20 protein-coding genes are annotated in these 20,163 nt (G+C 44.0%); 3 read left to right on the forward strand and 17 right to left on the reverse strand.

Annotated elements, in window-relative coordinates; translation table 11 throughout:
* Positions 1-52 precede the first annotated feature (52 nt).
* The 5 genes from GPLA_RS03200 to fadR all read right to left on the reverse strand — a co-directional run bounded on the left by GPLA_RS03200 (position 53) and on the right by fadR (position 6,758).
* Positions 53-793, reverse strand: a complete 741-nt coding sequence (locus GPLA_RS03200; protein ID WP_007103380.1) for an anti-sigma factor — start codon at positions 791-793, stop codon at positions 53-55.
* On the reverse strand, positions 790-1,320 hold the full coding sequence (locus GPLA_RS03205) for a sigma-70 family RNA polymerase sigma factor (RefSeq protein WP_193362932.1): 531 nt from the start codon (positions 1,318-1,320) through the stop codon (positions 790-792). The genes GPLA_RS03200 and GPLA_RS03205 overlap by 4 nt, the downstream gene beginning before the upstream one ends.
* 213 nt (positions 1,321-1,533) lie before the next feature.
* Positions 1,534-3,516, reverse strand: a complete 1,983-nt coding sequence (mdoH, locus tag GPLA_RS03210; protein ID WP_083881977.1) for a glucans biosynthesis glucosyltransferase MdoH — start codon at positions 3,514-3,516, stop codon at positions 1,534-1,536.
* Entirely contained in the window at positions 3,503-5,209 is a 1,707-nt protein-coding gene (locus GPLA_RS03215; RefSeq protein ID WP_040513825.1) for a glucan biosynthesis protein, read from the reverse strand. The genes mdoH and GPLA_RS03215 overlap by 14 nt, the downstream gene beginning before the upstream one ends.
* 838 nt (positions 5,210-6,047) lie before the next feature.
* Positions 6,048-6,758, reverse strand: coding sequence for a fatty acid metabolism transcriptional regulator FadR (gene fadR / locus GPLA_RS03220; protein ID WP_007103384.1), 711 nt, complete (start codon positions 6,756-6,758; stop codon positions 6,048-6,050).
* 245 nt (positions 6,759-7,003) lie between these two features.
* Here fadR and nhaB point away from each other — a divergent pair, with 245 nt between their 5' ends.
* Together nhaB and dsbB are read left to right on the forward strand one after the other, a co-directional pair.
* A complete protein-coding gene (nhaB, locus tag GPLA_RS03225) occupies positions 7,004-8,584 on the forward strand; it encodes a sodium/proton antiporter NhaB (protein ID WP_007103385.1) in 1,581 nt (526 codons plus the stop codon).
* 78 nt (positions 8,585-8,662) lie between these two features.
* Positions 8,663-9,178: a disulfide bond formation protein DsbB gene (dsbB, locus tag GPLA_RS03230; protein WP_007103386.1), complete on the forward strand. Its 516-nt coding sequence runs from the start codon at positions 8,663-8,665 to the stop codon at positions 9,176-9,178.
* Between the two features lie 90 nt (positions 9,179-9,268).
* Here the strand turns inward: dsbB and ctlX are convergent, their stop codons facing one another.
* Together ctlX and GPLA_RS03240 are read right to left on the reverse strand one after the other, a co-directional pair.
* On the reverse strand, positions 9,269-10,222 hold the full coding sequence (gene ctlX / locus GPLA_RS03235; RefSeq protein ID WP_007103387.1) for a citrulline utilization hydrolase CtlX: 954 nt from the start codon (positions 10,220-10,222) through the stop codon (positions 9,269-9,271).
* Between the two features lie 4 nt (positions 10,223-10,226).
* The gene (locus GPLA_RS03240) at positions 10,227-11,294 is read right to left on the reverse strand and encodes an ornithine cyclodeaminase (RefSeq protein ID WP_007103388.1); all 1,068 of its coding nucleotides are present in this window, start codon (positions 11,292-11,294) and stop codon (positions 10,227-10,229) included.
* Positions 11,295-11,456: 162 nt separating this feature from the next.
* On the opposite strand from GPLA_RS03240, the gene GPLA_RS03245 reads away from it, so the two are divergent.
* Complete coding sequence (locus GPLA_RS03245; RefSeq protein ID WP_007103389.1) at positions 11,457-11,891, forward strand: Lrp/AsnC family transcriptional regulator; 435 nt, start codon at positions 11,457-11,459, stop codon at positions 11,889-11,891.
* A gap of 302 nt (positions 11,892-12,193) precedes the next feature.
* Here the strand turns inward: GPLA_RS03245 and GPLA_RS03250 are convergent, their stop codons facing one another.
* The 10 genes from GPLA_RS03250 to GPLA_RS03295 all read right to left on the reverse strand — a co-directional run bounded on the left by GPLA_RS03250 (position 12,194) and on the right by GPLA_RS03295 (position 20,154).
* Complete coding sequence (locus GPLA_RS03250; protein WP_007103390.1) at positions 12,194-12,688, reverse strand: YcgN family cysteine cluster protein; 495 nt, start codon at positions 12,686-12,688, stop codon at positions 12,194-12,196.
* Positions 12,678-13,061: a hypothetical protein gene (locus tag GPLA_RS03255; protein ID WP_007103391.1), complete on the reverse strand. Its 384-nt coding sequence runs from the start codon at positions 13,059-13,061 to the stop codon at positions 12,678-12,680. The genes GPLA_RS03250 and GPLA_RS03255 overlap by 11 nt, the downstream gene beginning before the upstream one ends.
* Positions 13,062-13,126: 65 nt before the next feature.
* Positions 13,127-13,786 carry a fumarylacetoacetate hydrolase family protein gene (locus tag GPLA_RS03260; RefSeq protein WP_007103392.1) on the reverse strand — a complete coding sequence of 220 codons (660 nt, stop codon included), beginning with the start codon at positions 13,784-13,786 and terminating at the stop codon, positions 13,127-13,129.
* Positions 13,787-14,782, reverse strand: a complete 996-nt coding sequence (locus tag GPLA_RS03265; protein ID WP_007103393.1) for a lytic murein transglycosylase — start codon at positions 14,780-14,782, stop codon at positions 13,787-13,789. It abuts the gene before it with no gap.
* A gap of 82 nt (positions 14,783-14,864) precedes the next feature.
* Entirely contained in the window at positions 14,865-15,152 is a 288-nt protein-coding gene (locus GPLA_RS03270) for a YcgL domain-containing protein (RefSeq protein ID WP_007103394.1), read from the reverse strand.
* Positions 15,145-16,302 carry a ribonuclease D gene (gene rnd, locus GPLA_RS03275; protein ID WP_007103395.1) on the reverse strand — a complete coding sequence of 386 codons (1,158 nt, stop codon included), beginning with the start codon at positions 16,300-16,302 and terminating at the stop codon, positions 15,145-15,147. Before rnd ends, GPLA_RS03270 begins: the two co-directional genes overlap by 8 nt.
* An 80-nt stretch (positions 16,303-16,382) precedes the next feature.
* Positions 16,383-18,041, reverse strand: coding sequence for a long-chain-fatty-acid--CoA ligase FadD (gene fadD / locus GPLA_RS03280; RefSeq protein ID WP_007103396.1), 1,659 nt, complete (start codon positions 18,039-18,041; stop codon positions 16,383-16,385).
* A 153-nt stretch (positions 18,042-18,194) separates the two neighbouring features.
* Positions 18,195-19,037, reverse strand: a complete 843-nt coding sequence (locus GPLA_RS03285; protein WP_007103397.1) for an alpha/beta fold hydrolase — start codon at positions 19,035-19,037, stop codon at positions 18,195-18,197.
* A 100-nt stretch (positions 19,038-19,137) separates the two neighbouring features.
* Positions 19,138-19,731, reverse strand: coding sequence for a Slp family lipoprotein (locus GPLA_RS03290; RefSeq protein WP_007103398.1), 594 nt, complete (start codon positions 19,729-19,731; stop codon positions 19,138-19,140).
* 111 nt (positions 19,732-19,842) lie between these two features.
* Positions 19,843-20,154 (reverse strand): hypothetical protein, encoded by a 312-nt coding sequence (locus GPLA_RS03295; protein WP_007103399.1) that lies wholly within the window; start codon positions 20,152-20,154, stop codon positions 19,843-19,845.
* Positions 20,155-20,163 lie beyond the last annotated feature (9 nt).

A 20,163-nucleotide genomic window follows, 5' to 3' on the forward strand; every position in this document is an offset into this window, starting at 1 on the left:
TTTCGTTTCGCTTTTTATAACACTATGAATTATATGACTTTAGTTTGTTATTTTATAGCAGCACTAATTTCCCTGTATACAAGACTTCAGTTGGTGCGCCATTGGGTGAGCCGCCTAATGGTTCTAAACTGACCGCCAAGGCTGCGATAGTGATTTGCTCAAACAACTGAGGTTTAAGCAAAGTACGCTCCCCAACTTTAGGCAGTAATCCCAATGAGATAGGAGCACTGCCATCTTGTGGCACTATCCACAGTTCATAATCCGCATTTGACTGTGCTTGTAGTGCCTTAGTGGCACGCACTGCAATTTGCTGTTCCGTGATCTCAATGCTCCACAACAGCTCAGTTTGCTGATTATTGATCATGGCTAGCTGTTTCACTTCAGGACTCTGCATAGGCTGTAATTGGAGCAATAAAACCGCAAGGACCACGGCTGCAGCCGACGCAAGTCCCGCTAAGCTCGGCCAAATACGTGATTTATGCGACTTAAGTGCAACAATATTTGTCTCTGCTTGCTCATCATTTGGGGGGCCAGCAGATATATTTGACTTGGCTTGAAGCGAACTAAACCCTAAACGCTGTTCTATTTTTTGCCAAACACCGTCATCAGGAGCCACGTCTGGCAGCTGTTCACCAAGAGAGTTTAGGTACAGCTCCCAATGATTGACCGCGTCACTGATCACACTAAACTCCATGACCAGACGACCAAAACGCCGGCGGGCGGGCCCACGTAAGGTACCCAGCACATACTGCGCAGCAAGGGGATTATATAACTCAGGGCGTAAATAATTCATAACTTTAAACACCTTTGTAATGATTGCAATCCTCGTCGGATCCAGCTTTTAACCGTTCCAAGGGGTAAATCTAAATGGGCGGTCACTTCGTGATGAGACATGCCATTAAAATAGGCCAGATGAATGGCTTGTCTTTGCTGCACTTCCAGTGCCGCCATACATTTTTCCAGCAGACCTTGTTGTGTTTCTGTCATCGGCTCACTAGTGAGCTGAGTTCCACCGTCATTGTCACTGAGATCTTCCTCTTTACGCACGGCATGGTAGCGCAGTATGTCTAAGGCTCGATAACGAACGATGCTGATCATCCACGTCAAGACTGTGCCCTTGCCTGCACGATACTGAGCTGCGTTATGCCAAATACGAACATAGGCTTCTTGCAACGCTTCTTCTGCTAACTCTTTACGTTTCAGCATTTTGAGGCTAACAGCATAAAGTTGTTTGCTCGATGCCTGATAAAGTTCGGCAAAAGCCGCTTTATCTCCTTGGGCGGTCGCACTGAGTAAGTTCAACATCGGATCTTGTGTCATATCGTCCTCTATCATTGGTTGAAGCAGGGTTAATACGGTTAAACGCTTAACGCTGCAATTTAGATTCAATTACTTGTCATTATTTTTTTATAGATAAAAAAATACCGACCCTAGGGTCGGTACAAAGCAGTACTCATGTTGGTACAGCTCCCATGTTAGGAGCTGCCGAAAAAGTTAGGTGCGCCCTAAGGCGGCTCAGCACAAGTAAGCGAATTAGCTTGGCTTATTGTCGCTGGCGAAGCGCTGTACCGGCATATCGACGCTGGATGACAAATAGGCAAAACTTTGCTCAGGCATGTCTTGCCAGTCTTCAGGTGGCATTGGTGGATTAGACAACACGACCTCATCTTGGCGTTGCATATTCGCCAAACGGATCCTAAGTTTTCTAAGCGCTGGTACTTCTTCTACTTCGCTAGGACTGACAAACATGCCCCAGTTACGGCTTAATTTGCCTAAATAGAGACTACTGGAGAAACGTATGATCGGCGCTGCTAGTAATAAGCCGAATAACACAGGGGCGAGCCACCAAAATAGAATCGGTGTTAATGCTAGTGTTACCGCTCCCCAAACGATGGCAATGGCACTGGCTACCCATGTTCGTTTAAAAGCTTCTTTCCATGGAACCATACGCCCTTCACGTCCTTGGGCATCCCAGCTAACATTCTTGCCCACCAATACATTGAGAACAAAATAGGCGTGGTAGAGCATCATTAATGGGGCAATAACAATCGCCACGATGGCTTCTATCAAGGCACCCGACATCAAGGCAAACCCACCGCCAAATTGCTCACGGCGCCTGACTAACGCGACAATTGCCCCCAATAATTTTGGGCCAAGCAACATAATGGCAGTGGCACTGAGTAACATAATAATGTAGTCGGTTTTGACTACTGGCCAAGCCGGAAACAGTGAGTAATTAGAGGCAAAGAAGACCTTATCTGTGGTCGCGCGCACGACGGCATCTATGGTACTTAACACCAGCATAACCAACCAAACTAACGAAGACATATAGGCCAATGCACCAAATAGAAAATGTAAACGGTTGACTGTGTGTAGACCTTTACCATTAATAATACCTAGATGCTGAATGTTACCCTGCACCCAGCGTCTATCTCGCGTGGCATAATCAATAATATTACTTGGAATTTCCTCATAACTACCTTCAAGATCGGCCAAGAGTACGACGTCCCAGCCTGCCCTTCTTAGTAAAGCAGCTTCGACAAAATCGTGACTTAAAATATCACCGCCAAAAGGGGCTTTTCCCTTAAGTGTGGGCAATCCACAATGTTGAATAAACGCATCGACGCGGATAATGGCGTTGTGTCCCCAGTAATTTGCACTGTCGGTTTGCCAAAAAGCTTGGCCGGTGGCTAACATTGGGCAATATAGACAGGATGCAAATTGTAAAAAACGACCGAATAAGGTTTGTGAACGCACAGGAATAGGGACAGTTTGTATCAAACCTGACATGGGATTTTGCTGCATCGCTTTAACCAGCGTCAACATACACTCCCCGGTCATCACACTGTCTGCATCGAGCACGATCATCGACTGGTATTGATATCCCCAGCGCTGACAAAAATCAGCTAAGTTACCCACTTTACGATGGATATTTTTCTCACGGCGACGGTAATAAATATTTTCAGATAATGTGCCCACACGTTGACACAGTTCGTGCCATGCGGTTAATTCAGCTTGCGCCATATCTGGGTCCTGAGTATCGCTAAGCATGTAAAAGTCGAAATGTTCAAGCTGACCGGTACGCTCTAAATCCACCAGACAAGCTTCAAAGCCCGCCATAATACGATCCGTATCTTCGTTATATACCGGCATAACCACCGCATGACGGTCTTGAATAACGACTTTACTCACCTGTGCTGCAAAATGCTTATTGCGACTCAGTTTGAGAGGGTCGATATCGAATAGCTGTAAGATAAAACCAATGAAGGCACTCCAAAATGCAGCCGATATCCACAAGAACGTAATACTGAACAACACGAGCAGCACAATCTCTAAAATGGTGATCCCGCTTTCAGAAAATATTTCGTACATCATCCAACTACCAGCGATGGACGTGATAAATACCATCACAGCGTATGCCCACTTACGAACAGCTTTGCCCTTTATATCAATAAACATAGCGTTACTCTCAGAGTTGTGTTGATTATCTTGGAAAACAGAATTACTCGACCTCATTGCTGCTCCACACGTAATTCCACACTTCACTTATCGGCTCATCGCCGAGGGTCAAAAATAGACGCATATCAATGGCTTCGTCATTTTCAGGCATTAATTTGAACTTCGCTCGCCAGGTCTTCTTGTCGGGTAATTGCACAACCTCTAGGTCTTTGAATTTGCCCGAAGACAAACTTAAATGGGGCGTTAAACGGATGGACTGGCCTAAATGAGCAAATGCTTGTGCGCTGAAATCCACAATCATTTGACGCTCACTTTTATCTGGCGCATTGTCCTGCCCCGGTAGCGCCGCCCAACTATTAAATACTCGTGTTACTCGTGCCGTCACATCTTCATTAAGTGCACCGTTCACCGTTTTCACGGTGTAATCAAATTTCCGCATTTCGCCTTTTTTAAACGGTTCTTCGGGCACCCAGTAGCTAACAATGTTGTCGTTAGTTTCTGAATTAGTTGGAATTTCGACTAACTCAACACGGCCTTTGCCCCATTGATTATCCGGCGTTATCCACATACCTGGACGTGCATGGTAGTTCGCTTCAGTATCTTGATAACTGGTAAAATTTTGGTCTCTTTGCAGCAAACCAAAGCCTTTCGGTTGTTCGTCCTGTAGCGATGTCACGCGTAATCCCTTAGGATTATTGAGCGAACGCCAAATCCACTCACCACTTGAGGTGTGCATTGATAACCCATCTGAGTCATGCACTTCTGGACGAAAATCATCAAATTTTCGCGTGGCATTTTCACCGCTTAAATACATACTGGTTAGCGGGGCAACACCCAGTTTTTTCACGTCTTCACGAGCAAAAACAGTACTTTGCACATGCATCACAGTATTTAAACCTGGGACGAGTTCAAAACGATACGCCCCTGTGACGGATTTACTGTCTAATAATGCGTAGAACACTAACTTGCTGTCTTCAGCGCCTGGCTCAATCATCCAAAATTTACTGAACGCAGGAAACTCTTCACCACTGGCTTCAGCGGTATCTATGGCTAAACCTCGAGCTGAAATACCAAATATTTGCCCAGGGCCAATTAAGCGAAAGTAGGACGCACCAAGGAACACAGCGACTTCATCTTTGTAGTCAGTGGTTTTTAACGGGTAATGCACTCTAAAACCAGCAAAGCCGGCATCTTTGGGTACTAACCCCTTAAGGGGAGCAGCATCTTTTTCATAAATGAAACGGTCCGTTTCAAATAACATGTTCTTAGTACCGCTGTTTTCATCAACCACTTTAATTTCAACTGGCGTACGGTATAAGAAGCCAGGATGAAATAGTTGCATCTCAAACTTCGCTTTGTCTTTCCACTGGGCCTGTTGTGGATTAAATCGAATGGCGCGGTATTGCTGATAATTCATATCAGCTAATTCAGCCGGTAAGTTTTGTTTTGGCTGTGCATAAGGTTTTTCAGCTAAGCTTTTGGCTTGCTCTGTGACTAAATCAAACACCCGCTCTTCACTGGTTTTCACTACAGCAGGAACGGGCTCTTTTACCACCGCTGGCTGCTCTGCAGCATTTTGCTGGCGCTGTTGTTCTTTTTTATTAACGGGCTCTTGAACTGGCGTTTGTACCTGAGTTGACGCACCGACACTGACCACTAGACACACTAAACCTGCGAGACGCGACAACGTATTCCGTTGACGTGACTTTGTCTTAGGATGCGCTTGATTGAAAGAATTCTGGGTTCTCATTTTGGTTTGGGGTTCCTTTACTGGTTTGGCGTTTTAATACACTGGGTACTGTTACTACTCAATGAAATTGCAACTTTTGATCCAAAAATCAAAAACGTGCCAAAATGAATCCCTATTAGACGAAAGAATGAGAACTTGCCGAATAAAGTTATTGTTAAAAAATGTCCATAATCACACTTTAGATAAAATGTGCGCCCTTAATTGACAGGATGCTTTCACTTAATGGATAAATGTCTGCACCCGAGCGTGCGTAAGCGTTACAACCCATGGCGACGATGCTCAGCTAGGCATTCCTAGGATAAAAAGAACCTACACATCTTGTGATGTTGCTTCAACTGTTGGGTTTGCTTGATAGCCTGTTAACAAAACTAAATAGCGGGAAAATAATTTGGGCCGTCGCAAAAAGGTTCCACCCCTCTATAAAATTACGCCTGTGGGACATGAAAATCGACTTAAACTGTTCCTTTTTAAAGACAGCACTCAGGAGGAATAATTATTATCATTATTATTCATATACTTACAAGCGAGTCATAGTTATTGATAATTGTCTGTTATGGGGAACAACACGCGCGAGCAGCGAAGATTTAGCCAGTATATCCCCCATACCCAGTCAGGTATATTTACGCTGTGTGTGTAAATTTTACCCGCTGCATAATGAAGTAAGATCTCGGTTGGTTTTTTATGGCGCGGCTTGCAAGGATAATGTGACTACCTGCAATAAAGCAGCAAATACCATAAAAGCAGCCCTTTAGCCTTTAACCTACAGAAACAAAAAAGCCGCAGTAATATGCGACTTAATCAAAATGTTATCACTGCCTTAACTAAGTCAGTTCATGGGCTAGTCTGCTATACCTTTGGGCATTTCGTCACGCATTTCATGCCACAACTTGCCACTTTCTATGCCGTATTTACGAATGATCAAAGGCACACTTTCGTAATCCCCCTGCTCAGCTAAGGCGAGTAGTTGTTTGTAATAGCCACGGGTCAAAGCCCGAGATTTTTCGCTTGAGAAATAATAACCGCCGATACGTGAATATAAGCCTTTAAAACCATTCATCATCAACACATATACTGGGTTACCAGAAGCAAACGCCAAATCGTGGTTTAGCTGATAGTCTTTAACGGCAAATGTCGTCCCATCATCCCCATCATCTTCATATTTTTTCAGGATTTCGATGGTTTTCTCGGCGTTATTACGGATCGCGCCGCGAATAAATACCGCACTTAAATTGGTTCGTGCAGCCAGTAAATGATCGACCAATTCAGAGATCCCGTCTTCATCTAAACGCGCAAGGGTTTCTAATATATTCAATCCTGAGGTTTCCCAGAAATTGTTTACTTTAGTAGGTTTACCATGCTGAATCGTTAACCAGCCGTCACGGGCGAGACGCTGCAATACTTCGCGTAATGTGGTTCGGGTTACTCCAATTAATTCTGATAGTTCGCGTTCAGCGGGAAGAATAGTGCCAGGCGGAAAACGTCCGCTCCAAATAGACTCAACTATATACTCTTCGGCAAATCCTGCTGGACTCTGTGCCTTATAAATCATTTCATTGCTCGCAAGGTTATCAATATTAATTTGCTATTAACTGATTGTACCAGATGATTTTTATCGGGAACAATGAATCTTTAACAAGATGTTAAGTTATATACTGACTGTCACATTCAATAAGTAAACTTTTAATCACTTAATTTAAGTTAAATGTAGCTAAGCATGCGATTTACCTTGCATTTTTCAGTTACAAAATTTACAAAGTAGTTATAAAAGCTAGAAAATTTCAAAGGTTTCCATCTATGCAACAATCAACCGTAGGCGCAGTTTATAGTAATTTTCTGGGGCAAGCCCCTGATTGGTATAAAAAATTCATCCTTGCATTTCTAATTATCAATCCCTTTTTATTCATGGCTGATCCGTATTTAGCCGGTTGGGCTTTGGTATTAGAGTTTATATTTACCCTAGCAATGGCGTTAAAATGCTACCCATTGCAGCCAGGAGGCCTGTTACTGATAGAGGCATTGTTCATCGGCATGACGTCCCCGGAACACATGAAGCATGAAATAGTGGTCAACATTGAAGTGGTATTACTGCTGGTCTTTATGGTGGCAGGTATCTACTTCATGAAAGACATGCTGCTGTTTATGTTCACTAAGCTGCTGCTTAAGTTAAAAAACAAAACCGCCTTATCTATCTCGTTTGTGGCCGCATCAGCATTTTTATCCGCCTTCCTTGATGCGCTAACGGTAGTCGCAGTGATTATTGCGGTAGGTATGGGCTTTTATTCCATCTATCACAAAGTAGCGTCGGGCAAAGACTTTAACTCAGATCACGACCACACCAGTGACGATCACGTTGACCAACCAAAACGTCAGGATTTAGAAGACTTTAGGGCGTTCTTGCGTAACCTGATGATGCATGCTGCCGTAGGTACCGCGTTAGGCGGAGTCATGACCATGGTAGGTGAGCCACAGAACTTGATCATTGCAGATAAAGCGGGCTGGAACTTTACTGAGTTTTTTGTGCGTATGTCGCCTATTACTATTCCCGTATTTTTTGCCGGTATTGCCACTACCTTCATGCTGGAGAAATTCAAAGTCTTTAGCTACGGTGCCAAATTACCGATAGTCGTGCGTGAAATTTTGACCGCTCACAGTGAAGAACAAGAGAAAAACCGTACTAAGCAAGACAGTGTGAAATTGTGGATCCAGAGCCTGATTGGCGTTTGGTTAGTGGTTGGCCTTGCGGGTCACTTTGCCGCTGTTGGCTTAATTGGTTTATCCATTATCGTATTGGCGACCTCTTTAAATGGCATTATTGACGAGCACTCCATTGGTAAAGCTTTCGAAGAAGCGTTGCCCTTCACGGCACTACTTTGTGTGTTCTTTGGTATCGTCGCGGTGATTATCGACCAAGGTTTATTTACACCGGTCATTGACTGGGTACTGACCTTTGAGGGGAAATCACAATTAGTGATGTTCTACTTAGCTAACGGGGCATTGTCCATGGTCAGCGATAACGTGTTCGTCGGTTCGGTGTATATTACTGAGGTAAGCGCCGCATTAAAAAATGGTCAAATTACCCGAGACGAGTTTGACATGTTAGCTGTGGCCATCAACACGGGTACAAACTTACCCAGTGTCGCTACTCCTAACGGGCAGGCTGCATTTCTGTTTTTATTAACCTCTGCTATTGCTCCGCTATTACGTTTATCATACGGCACTATGGTGTATATGGCGCTGCCTTATACAATTGTGCTCACATGTGTAGGCCTAGCCGCTACCTACTTTGGTTTGGTTGATTTGACGGCTTGGTTGTATGATATGGGCTTGATTCAACACCACAGCGCTATCATAGGTACAGACGCAGCCGCTCACTAAAGCTGTTTTATATTACGAAGCACCGCCTTAGCGCGGTGTTTTTTTGTTTATACGTGACGATTTTTAAAGAGTATTAACATGAATTATTTTTCAAATTTAGCCCAAAGCCGCTCCGCCTGGGCTTTATTGTTTTTGTCCTGCGCTGTGTTAGAAGCCTATGCGTTATTTAGCCAGCATGCCATGGAACTGCGTCCTTGTATCATGTGTATTTATCAGCGTACCGCTGTTTTTGGGATATTATTTGCGTGCATCCCAGTGCTTATCCGCAACAACATCTTAACGCGCTTATTCGGCTTCACGATTTGGGGAATATCTGCGATTTGGGGCGGCTTAATTGCTTGGGAACACTACGACCTTCAACATGCGGCTAATCCATTTTTTGCCACCTGTGAAATTGTGCCTAACTTTCCATCTTGGTTACCTTTACATGAGTGGTTACCTAACATCTTCGCTGCCACGGGTGATTGCGGTGATATAGATTGGGTTTTCATGGACATGAGCATGCCTCAATGGATGATGATTATTTTTGCCATTTACAGTGCTATTTGGCTGCTGGCTGTAATCAGTCGTCTGGCAATAAAGCGCGCTATGTAGACACGATTAAATAAACATTCAAGGAGCACTTCGCTCCCTTTAATGCTTAAAACGTCCTGTTGTTGGAGGTGACTATATTGCCCTCACGCTTCAAACAGGACGTGACGCCAAGTGCACCCCAGCTAACATGCACCGAATTGATCCACCAGCTGTTTCAATGGCCGATACATCAAGGGGTAACAAGGTAACTGACTTTTCAAGGATCCCCCGCTGTTGAGAATTAAGTGCATTATATGCCCGCAATGACAACGCCAATAACCGTTGAGTGTCACTTTGCAACTCTAAAGCATTGCCACAAAATTCAGTGATTTGTTGCTCCGTTAAATAAATCACCTCACGGCCTGAGCCTTCGAAACGAGCAATGATTTCGTTACGGCGAGTATCGCTAGTGACCATATCGCCGCCTAGCATGACAAAGTCGGTGCCGATACACATCAATACGTTCGTGTGATACACAGCAACTCCATTCTCATCCTTGGCATCAAACAGCATAGGCTCATAGTTAAAATGACTACAGAAGCGCTCTAAAGCGAGTGGGTTTGCTCTATTCGATTGCACCGCATAGGCTACGCGTTCGATATGATCGAGCACCATAGCACCTGTCCCTTCTAAATATAACTGATCTTGTTCAAGGCCTGAGTAATCGATAACGTCTTGTACACGGTAGGCCTGTTTGAGCATATTAATAATATCACTGCGCCTTTCTAGGCGTCGATTGTCGGCATACATAGGATATATCGCAATATGTCCACCACTGTGAGTAGAAAACCAATTATTGGGAAAAACAGAATCAGGGGTTGCATAGCTTTCATCTTCAAAAATATGTACCCGTATACCCTGCTCTTCTAGCTGCTTAGCCGCCGTGCTGACTTGCTGAAAAGCTAGACTATCCAAAGGCGTTGCTGTCATATGAGCAACGCTCTCAGCATTGTCCCCAGCCAGCGCTTGAAAGGCGTTATCTCCTTGAGTTTGCGGGTTTGCGTAAAAGTGATGAGGGCGGATCATGATAACCGCCGATGGTGCCTGAGGATTGCGCTTATTCATAAATTTAGGCCACCTTGCAGGTTTGATTGTGAGCCTTAAATAGACCGAACAAATTACGTGGTTCATCGGGCCTAGCAATGAGTTCGAGCTCTTTAACGGATAAGTATTGCTTCATAAGTTTGTGCACATAACACAAGGCAGAAAAATCCTCAGTGGCAAAGCCAACGCCATCAAAAATGGTCAATTGCGTTTGCGTTGTGCGTCCCGCCGTGTGGCCGGCTATTACGTTATGCATTTCTATAACGGGGAAGTCAGCGGCCAATTGCTGAATGTCGCCTTCGATGCGCGTTTGCTCTTCGTACTCAACAAACACATCAGCGCGCAGCAATAACGCTTTATCAATTTCCGCTTTACCAGGACAATCACCACCAATTGCATTTACATGAACACCGTCTTTGACCATATCTGTGGTTAGTATGGTTGCGTTACGTTTGTCTGCCGTGCACGTAGTGATGATGTCCGCTCCTACTAAAGCTTGCTCAGGTGATGTGCAAATCGTCACGTCAAAACCATACTGAATAAGATTAGCTTGACACTTTTTACTGGCGTTAGTGTCAACATCATAAAGTCGTAATGTATTAATGCCCAACAGGGTGCGAAACGCAAAAGCTTGAAATTCAGATTGCGCGCCATTGCCAATCAATGCCATACAAGTGCTGTTTGCTGGGGCTAAATAGGTGGCCATAAGTGCAGATGTCGCACCTGTGCGTAGGGCGGTCAGTAAAGTCATCTCAGATAACAAAACTGGGTAGCCTGAATCAACATCGGCCAGTACCCCAAAAGCAGTCACAGTCTGCAAACCCAACAGGGTATTCTTTGGATGACCGTTAACGTATTTAAAACTGAAACGTTGACCATCACTGGTAGGCATCAATTCAATGACCCCTTCAGGAGAGTGAGCAGCAAAACGCGGGGATTTATCAAACTGTGCCCAACGCTTAAAATCGTCTTCTATGGTATTAGCAAGGCCTTTAATAAAGGACTCAATACCGACCCGACTCACTAAGTCCAAGACATCTTGCACACTTAGAAATGCCACTTGTGATACCGCTGTTTGTTTGCTGCTTTGCATGATTACCTCATTCTCTAAAATTCAGAAGAACAGTGTAAGTAACCACACAGTCAGTTTAAATGCTAAATAGTTACAACTTTTGCTAGAAAATAAAGCAAATAGCTACCATCAAGCTAACAATATGTTAAAAAGGAACAACTAAATGGAAATACCAGTGAAATCATGAAAGAAACGCAATTGCTAGATGATCTAGATATTAGCTTAATCGCTATTTTACGCAAAGATGGCCGTGCGCCTGTCGCAAAACTGTCGCAAATACTGGGGGTATCTCGAGGGACAATACAGAATCGACTCGATAGGTTGCTGAGTTCAGGAGCAATTTTAGGCTTTACCATCAGAGCCCATCATGAAGTCGAGCAGAACGTCATCAAAGCCATTATGATGATTGAAGTGGCGGGTAAATCTACTTCACAAGTGATTCAAAAGTTAAGGGGTATACCTGAATTGACCTACCTGCATACCACCAATGGCGCGTGGGATTTAATCGCCAACATTCAAACCACCACCTTGACCGAGTTTGACCGCGTATTGCGCGTGGTACGAATGACGCCTGGGGTTGTTAACAGCGAAACCAGCATTTTACTCAGTTCAATTTAAGCCATGCGAAATCGTGCTTGACCTTCATGACAGATGCCTCCTAAAGCGACTCCATAGTAATGCATAATCGATCTAAAAATAATGGGGTGTTGGTTAGTCGAAGACGATCTGTTTTCTGTTGATGATAAGCTCCCTCGATGACTGAGTATTTTCAACGATTGTCTGTACCAGATATTCATTGTCATTGTCTTAAATACCCAAGCTGACACGCCTAGTCTAGCGCGTTTTTTCAGGGTTAATAGCGCACCACATCGGGATTTTACATACATTAGATCCCGTGGACTACGTGCTAAAAACGCTGTTTACTCCACGTCGTCTTGGGGCCAAACAGCAATATAATCTTCAAAATCATCGAGTTCAACATCATGATCAAAGACCGTTTTACCTCGCACTGACATACCCACTTTGTGCATTTTTGCTTTTTTGCCTTTATTCAACAGCGGATGCCATGATGGTAAACCGCGGCCTTCATGCAAGCGCCGATAGCTGCAACTGGTCGGCATGAAGAATATATCGTCGATATTGCTTTTAGTCAGCTTTACACAGTCGGGCACTAATATTGTGCGCTCTTCATAGCGCGTACAATTGCACGTTTTTGTGTTTAATAGACCACAGGCAATATTGGTATAGTGAATTTGTTCGCCGCTATTGATATGTGCCGTTGGTGCTGCAGTTTCAGCAGCGTCATCGTCAATAAATTTATGCAAACAACATTTTGCACAGCCGTCACAAATAGACTCCCATTGGGTTTCGTTCATTTTTTCTAGTGGCGTATCTAGCCAAAATTTATCGTTCATAATTATACAGTAACCAGGCGATTGCCTTACTTTTAGTTTCAAAATTCTTAATTGGTAAATCAAATTTTTGGCAGATGTCGTCTATCAACCCATGGACATTGCCTAAAGTAGGAACCAGGCGAGCCATGCGTAAGGTGCCCAACCAATCTTCGTCGCGCATACGTACTAATACGTTCATCATCATGGCGTTATCATAGGTAACACTTAGGTCTGTCAGCTCCAACAAGATCCCTTTTAGATTATGTATATGGGCTAAGTTGATCGCTTTTTTGATGACGACTTCCATTTTATCCACATGATCTACGTGACCTGAGGCTTCGAAAATCACCAACTTATTGGCTAAATCTAAACGATGATGTTGGGTGAAAATCATTAGGTATTACTCTCTTTCACTGGTTAGTCAGCTACTTTCAATGCTAGCTAACGCAGTTTTTTTATTCAAATGACTTTAGTCTTAACGGAAAAGTGATCCGACAAGCATATGGTTAAATCGTCATTTTCAGTCAATGGCCCAACCCCTTTAGGGGTGCCAGTTAACACGATATCACCTGGCAACAAGGTGAAGGTTCGAGAAATTTCCACCAGTAAAGATAAAATGTCGTGCATCATATGCGCACTATTACCTTGCTGGGTGAGTTTACCATTGACCGCCATACTAAACTCGATGTTTTGCTCTATTGCGATGTCACTAATGGGTACAAATGTTGATGTGGGGCAGCTCAAATCAAAGCTCTTTGCCCGTTCCCAAGGTTGACCCTGGCCTTTTAATCTGTCTTGAACTTCTCGCAGCGTAAGATCAAGACTTAAGCCTACGCCCAATATACTTTTCCTTGCACTTTGCTCGTCACTATTGGTTAAACGTTGACCAATTAAAATAGCAATTTCCAATTCGTGGTGACAACTTCCCTGCCCTTTAAGCAGATTGATAGGTTGGGCTAAATCACACAAGGCCGTGTTGGGTTTGATAAACAACAGTGGCTCTTGTGGTACCTCATTATTTAACTCTTGAATATGCTCAAGGTAATTACGACCCACGCAAACAATCTTACCCAAGGGTAAATCAATGATTTCACCGCCTAAAAACTTGTGTTGATACATTTAACTGCCCTTCTTAATACGATCAGCCAAATAACTCACCGCCACAGCAAAGTAGCTTGAGCGATTCCAACCTAACAAAGTGTGAAAGTTATCATAGACCAAATAAATTCGACCTTTCTCGCCATCAGGCATAATTAACGAGGCTTTTATATCAACCGAGGGTAACGGACTACCATCGTAACGCCGGACGCCCTGAGCCTGCCAGTCAGACAAGGAGCGCATTTTATTTTGCGCTAATCCAGCAAGGGAAAAGTCGAACCCTTTTTTGAGTTTCACTTGCCGTCCCCAGGTTGCCTTGTTATCCCAACCTTCACTCTTAAGGAAATTAGCAATTGAGGCAAATACATCGCTGGGGTTGCCCCAAATGTCTTTTTTACCGTCGCCGTCAAAATCGTAGGCATAATGCAAAAAAGAAGTGGGCATAAACTGACTTTGACCCATCGCCCCAGCCCATGATCCTAAAAACTCATCTTGGCTAATATGTTCTTGCTGCAAAATATCCAGGGCGGCATACAATTGCTTACGAAAAAAAGTTTCTCTGCGTCCTTCGTAAGCCATAGTGGCCAATGATGATATAACCGGATAATTGCCGGTGATCTTGCCAAAATTACTTTCATTTCCCCAAAGGGCGACAATATAACGTGCCTGCACCGCGAATTTATTTTCAATTTGAGCCAGTACTTCTTTGTGTTCTTGGTAAAGCGCGACCGCTTGTTGCACTTTCCAATCTGGCACTCGGGTGGCCAAATAAGTATCCAGCGTTATTTTGCGTTCAGGTTGGTTTTTATCTGCCGTGACCACACGCTGACGAAAGGTTGCGCCACTAAATACCCGGTCAAGAAACGGCGTTGGGTAACCCTTTTCTAAGGCCTCTACCTTAAAATCGGTTACGTAGGCTTCGAAGCCAATTTGGCTTTTCTCTTGTTCGGCTAATACGGCGTGACTAAAGAGCAATGCATAACTTATAAAGACGAAACGAACAGCAAAGCGAGACATCATATACTCCTTAAATACAATCAATAACTGACGAGTCTGAGCCAATAACAGCACATCACTAACCGCGTCCCACCCCAAAATATTAAGACTTCGGGGGTTGCGCGGCTAAATGTTGTTTAAGTAAGTTCTCTTCAGGTGGCGGAAGTTGCAAGTAGAAACCATTTTTTGTTAGCTCGTCGCGAAGCGTTTGAATATCCACTTGTCCCAGGGCACGATCCTTTTTAATCGGCATAATCATAATAAAACGCGGCGCACCAAACATTTTCATTAATGGTTCAGGCACACGCGAGAAATCGTCGCGTCCCGGCACATACAAGTAGGTATCCGCTTTTTTGCTACTTTTGTACACGGCACACAATAAATTAAGCATGAGTTGGCTCTGGAATATTTAAGCCGTCGACCTGAGATAATTGTGCCCTCAGGTATTGTCCACGCCAACCTTCCAGTAGATCAGGTTGTAAACCTTGGGCTCTGGTATCATCGTCACGCAACCAACACCACTTAATCAATTGGTTGATTTGCTTCTTAGATCCAATCAATTCAACTGGTACAGCAATTTTTTCAGCACTTTGCACACAGACCTGACGTACACCAGCTGCGACCTTTTTAAACCGAGGGAAATCGACTAGGCGCTCAACGGCTTGAGGATACTCACTTTCATCAACGCGGTGCGCAGCTTCAACGATATCGAGCATAGCTTGGCCATTGATACGAATTTCTTGAGGTGTCAGGCCAGCTATTTGGTGAAGGGCATTTCTACTGGTGGGTAGGTTTTTCGCCACCTCCAGCAAATTAGCCTCGCGCACCACGAAATTTAGCGCGAGATCACGTTGCTGGGCTTCTTTTGCCCGCCATGCAGTTAATTGCTGCAACACGTACAAAGATTTACCCGTTACATGCCAGTTATTTTTGATATTCAAATACAATAAGTCGTAGGGAATGTGACTTTGTTTTTTACGCACCAGATTGTCCATTTCAGCAAATACCCACGCTTGACGGTCCTGGGCGATGGTTTTGTCACGCAGGGCTGGATATAACTGAAACAAATACAACACATCGTAGGCGGCGTACTGACATTGCTCAGGCGACAAAGGTCTGGCCAACCAATCGGTGCGAGACTCACCTTTATCTACTTGCACACCCAGCATAGTCTCTACTAATTTGGCATAACCCAATGACGGTCCCATACCTGTAATAGCAGCAGCAAATTGGCTATCAAAAATCGGACTCGGCACGATATTTAAGGCACAGATAAAGGTTTCGATATCCTCAGAGCATGAATGCAACACTTTAACAATATTGCCATCAGTCAAAATATCTTTAAGCGCACTAAAGTCGTTAATTTCCAGCGGATCTATGAGGGCAATTTGCAGGCCATCGTAAATTTGAATTAAGCCAAGTTGCGGGTATAAGGTGCGCGTGCGCACAAACTCAGTATCCACGGCAATCGCTTGGGCTTTTGCCAATTGAGCGCAGTAGGCGTTCAATGCTTCATCAGTGGTAATTGAAATATATTGCACGTCTTTCCATACACATAAAAAAGCCAGCAAAAAGCCGGCGTTTATCTTTAAAACAATAACGAAAGCCTGTTAGGCAGCTATTATTTCTCGTCGCGAAGTTCTCTACGCAGTATCTTACCAACATTCGATTTTGGAAGCTCGTCTCTAAACTCAACTTTTTTCGGAACTTTATAACCGGTCAAATGTTTACGGCAGTGATCGATGACATCTTGTTCAGAAAGATTGTCATTGCGACGCACAGCAAATAACTTAACGACCTCTCCAGATGCTTCATGGGGAATGCCTACAGCCGCTACTTCAACTATGTCCTCGTGCATGACTGCCACTTCTTCGATTTCGTTAGGAAACACATTGAAACCGGACACTAAAATCATATCCTTTTTACGGTCAACAATATAAAAATAGCCGTTTTCGTCGCAGCGAGCGATATCTCCAGTGGCAAGCCAACCGTCTTTCATAATTTCTTCTGTGGCTTCAGGACGATTCAAGTAACCCAGCATGACTTGTGGCCCTTTGACCAACATTTCCCCTGGTTCACCTTCTTTCACATCGACACCATCGTCATCGACCAAACGTATATCAGTAGAGGGCAATGGCAAACCAATTGAACCATTGTATTGCTCTAGCTGTGGCGGGTTAACACTCACAATTGGGCTACACTCGGTCAGACCATAACCTTCAAGCAGTACATGCCCAGTTAATTTGTACCAACGCTCTGCAACTGCACGCTGCACGGCCATGCCACCGCCAAGTGAGAACTTGACGTTAGAGAAATCAAGTTCAGTAAAACTAGGGGTGTTTAGCAGACCGTTGAACAGCGTATTCACCCCCGTTAACACGGTAAACGGATACTTACCCAATTCAGATACAAACCCAGCCATATCTCTAGGGTTGGTGATCAATAAATTGGCACAACCTAATTTTAAGAACAACAGGCAGTTCGCCTGCAATGCAAAGATGTGGTAAAGCGGCAATGCCGTCACAACTAACTCTTTATTTGCCTCTGTCACTGTATTTAAAATAGCCGAGGCTTGCTCTAAATTAGCGACCATATTTCTATGGGTTAGCATTGCACCTTTAGATACGCCGGTAGTACCGCCTGTGTATTGCAAAAAAGCGATATCATCGCCATTTATTTCTGGACGCAAGTAGGTTTGATTGGCACCTTGTTTCAAGGCATCCATGAATGGTATCGCCTTGGGTAATGAATAGCCTGGTACCATTTTTTTAACGTACTTGACCACAAAATTAGTCAGCCATTTTTTCGGCACGCCCAACATATCGCCAATTCGCGTGAGTAACACGGTTTCAATCGATGTATCTTCAATCACTTCGCTCAAGGTGCAGGCAAAGTTCTCAACGATAATGATCGCTTTCGCATTCGAGTCATTAATTTGATGCTTCAATTCACGCGCTGTGTATTGCGGGTTCACGTTCACCACAACCATGCCTGCACGTAAAATACCAAACAAGGCCACCGGATATTGCAGTAAGTTAGGCATCATGATGGCGACGGCATCGCCTTTTTTAAGGCCTGAGTTTTGCAAGTAGGCAGCGAAATGAGTGACGTGTTTTTCAAGCTCAGAAAAGGTAATCGACTTACCTAAATTGATATAACTGATGCTGTCTGCGTAGGTCTTAACAGACTGTTCAAAAATATCGACAACAGAAGAATAATTGTCAGGGTTAATCGTCTGTGGCACTCGAGAATCGTAACTTTTTAACCAAGATTTTTCCACTTTGCCTCCTCGGCGCAACCTCGACCACAGGAAAACGCAGAGTGCGTAATGGCCGACGGTAATTATACTACTTAACGCCGCGCATAATACCCAAAGCTAGTGGAAAGATAAACGAAGATCCCTACATGAAATTAACATTTTGCCTATAAATAGTTAATTTTCGTGTAAAAAACGCAAAACATGAGCGGAAACTGCTTGGGGATTATCTAAATGCGGGTGATGGGAGCCTGGGGATTTGACCAATTCCCCGTCACTGAGCCAACTTTGTCGTATTTCACCGTTTTTCTTCATCATATCGTAACCGTTGTCTGCAATAATGATAAAGGTCGGACAAGTTATAGCATTCAAAAATCCTTTTGCCTGAGACTCCGTCATGCGCAAAGATGAAAATGTGCGCAATCGTCGATCAGTGGTAAATTGCAGTTCACCGTCAACCTCCTGTAAATTACGCTCCACCAGCAAGCTTGCACACGCCTCAGAAAAGCCTCCTGCAATTGCTCTGGCACGAATAACGCTCTGTCTATTACTCGGATGCTTACCCTGCCCAGCAGCACTTTGTAGACGACTTTGAATAGACTCCCGCAATTGCTTTGGGCTGCTTTCACTGTCCTTGGTGACCGGGCCTAATGATTCAATTGTTATATATTTACTGACTTTTTCAGGAAAACAACTGACATACATAGAGCCGATAATGCCGCCCATAGAGTGACCTAATAAAATAAAACTGGGCCAGCTTTGAGACTCGATTAGTTCATGTAGGTCATACACGAAGTCAACCAAATGGTAATGGGCATCTTTACTCCTGTGATCAGACTTACCATGACCTGCAAGATCGAGGGCAACAATGTAATAATCGTTCAAATATTGCGCAAGCGGGATAAAGGTCGCAGCATTGTCTAGCCAACCATGTAACGCGACCATTAGCGGTTTATTTGGATCGCCAAATGCAAGGCCCCTAATGGTGATATGACGTAACGGAAATTCAACTTCTTGCATAATTCATCCATAAAAAAACGGCTATCAGAAATACCCTGTTAGGTATGACGTGAGTAGCCGTTTAAACAACCTGCCTTACGCGAAAGCAGGTAGTGCTAAACTAATTGCTTTTGCTGGCAGCCGGTTTCGATCTTGCTGGGCTACTTCTAGTGTGATGCGTGCTACGTAATATGACCCGATTATGAAACGGGCGATTATACCAACCGTATCGCCAGTAATCATACGGCCAAACGTTGATCATATTCACATCAACTTGCTGAATCTCTTTCCATAAGTAATAGCCAGTGGACTCAAGAGTAGGAAACACATATTCATGTTCGCCGACCATGCCTTTTTCTAAGCGCACGAAGTCACCGGTAAAGGTCATAGTACGGCCTTGTTTGTAGACCATAGGATCTAAAAAGCCTTTCACATAAACACGAAAACGCCCCATGCTTTCGTCACCTTGTAACGGACGACCATAACTACGCAATGGGTAATAGACCATTTCGATAAGCGTATCATCAGGTTTATTTTCTATTCGGGCTATGATGCCACCCCAGCGGGCTTTTTGTCCTAATACCTGCTCGGATTTTGCAGCGGCGTCTTGATAGGTTATCAAGTTACTGTTATCTGGTAATTGAATCGGCTCTGGAAGGGTTGAACACCCTGCTAACCAAAGCGTAACCAGTAGGAAGCTCAATTTAGAATACATAACTACCTCGAAAAAAATACAACATTGAAATCACGATACTACAGATCATGCTAGATATTAACTTAACATTTTATGAATGGCTTGTATCAAAACGTAACCGCCGTGTTTGGATCACGCGAAGGTATCAACACCGAGCAGTTGCTGGATCTCACTGCGCCGCTCTTCTCGAGAGACGCTTTGATATGTATCAATGGCGCTTTGTGAACTAAACGTAGACGTGTCATCCGAGCGTGTGGTTTGCCGAAAGGAGTCTGCCTGACCAAATGCTTCCACTGAGCCTTGGCGAATAATATCCTGCACATCCTTGGCGCCACCAAGAGCCGATGCCACATCTGAATTGGCATTCTCTTGTTGTTTATTACGCTTAATCGCTTTGTCGTTTAACGGACTTTGTAAAGCGCTTACGGACGACTCGACTCTCACAGGTACTCC

The sequence above is a fragment of the Paraglaciecola polaris LMG 21857 genome (genome assembly GCF_000315055.1).
Classification (GTDB): domain Bacteria; phylum Pseudomonadota; class Gammaproteobacteria; order Enterobacterales; family Alteromonadaceae; genus Paraglaciecola; species Paraglaciecola polaris.

What these genes read in the sequence shown, in the direction of transcription:
- GPLA_RS03215 (WP_040513825.1), bottom strand. Translation starts at nt 5,209, where the DNA reads ATGAGAACCCAGAATTCTTTCAATCAAGCGCATCCTAAGACAAAGTCA.
- GPLA_RS03255 (WP_007103391.1), bottom strand. Translation starts at nt 13,061, where the DNA reads ATGATTTTCACCCAACATCATCGTTTAGATTTAGCCAATAAGTTGGTG.
- nhaB (WP_007103385.1), top strand. Translation starts at nt 7,004, where the DNA reads ATGCAACAATCAACCGTAGGCGCAGTTTATAGTAATTTTCTGGGGCAA.
- dsbB (WP_007103386.1), top strand. Translation starts at nt 8,663, where the DNA reads ATGAATTATTTTTCAAATTTAGCCCAAAGCCGCTCCGCCTGGGCTTTA.
- GPLA_RS03290 (WP_007103398.1), bottom strand. Translation starts at nt 19,731, where the DNA reads ATGTATTCTAAATTGAGCTTCCTACTGGTTACGCTTTGGTTAGCAGGG.
- GPLA_RS03245 (WP_007103389.1), top strand. Translation starts at nt 11,457, where the DNA reads ATGAAAGAAACGCAATTGCTAGATGATCTAGATATTAGCTTAATCGCT.
- GPLA_RS03250 (WP_007103390.1), bottom strand. Translation starts at nt 12,688, where the DNA reads ATGAACGATAAATTTTGGCTAGATACGCCACTAGAAAAAATGAACGAA.
- GPLA_RS03270 (WP_007103394.1), bottom strand. Translation starts at nt 15,152, where the DNA reads ATGCTTAATTTATTGTGTGCCGTGTACAAAAGTAGCAAAAAAGCGGAT.
- GPLA_RS03240 (WP_007103388.1), bottom strand. Translation starts at nt 11,294, where the DNA reads ATGCAAAGCAGCAAACAAACAGCGGTATCACAAGTGGCATTTCTAAGT.
- GPLA_RS03285 (WP_007103397.1), bottom strand. Translation starts at nt 19,037, where the DNA reads ATGCAAGAAGTTGAATTTCCGTTACGTCATATCACCATTAGGGGCCTT.
- mdoH (WP_083881977.1), bottom strand. Translation starts at nt 3,516, where the DNA reads ATGAGGTCGAGTAATTCTGTTTTCCAAGATAATCAACACAACTCTGAG.
- GPLA_RS03260 (WP_007103392.1), bottom strand. Translation starts at nt 13,786, where the DNA reads ATGTATCAACACAAGTTTTTAGGCGGTGAAATCATTGATTTACCCTTG.
- GPLA_RS03200 (WP_007103380.1), bottom strand. Translation starts at nt 793, where the DNA reads ATGAATTATTTACGCCCTGAGTTATATAATCCCCTTGCTGCGCAGTAT.
- GPLA_RS03265 (WP_007103393.1), bottom strand. Translation starts at nt 14,782, where the DNA reads ATGTCTCGCTTTGCTGTTCGTTTCGTCTTTATAAGTTATGCATTGCTC.
- GPLA_RS03205 (WP_193362932.1), bottom strand. Translation starts at nt 1,320, where the DNA reads ATGACACAAGATCCGATGTTGAACTTACTCAGTGCGACCGCCCAAGGA.
- fadR (WP_007103384.1), bottom strand. Translation starts at nt 6,758, where the DNA reads ATGATTTATAAGGCACAGAGTCCAGCAGGATTTGCCGAAGAGTATATA.
- ctlX (WP_007103387.1), bottom strand. Translation starts at nt 10,222, where the DNA reads ATGAATAAGCGCAATCCTCAGGCACCATCGGCGGTTATCATGATCCGC.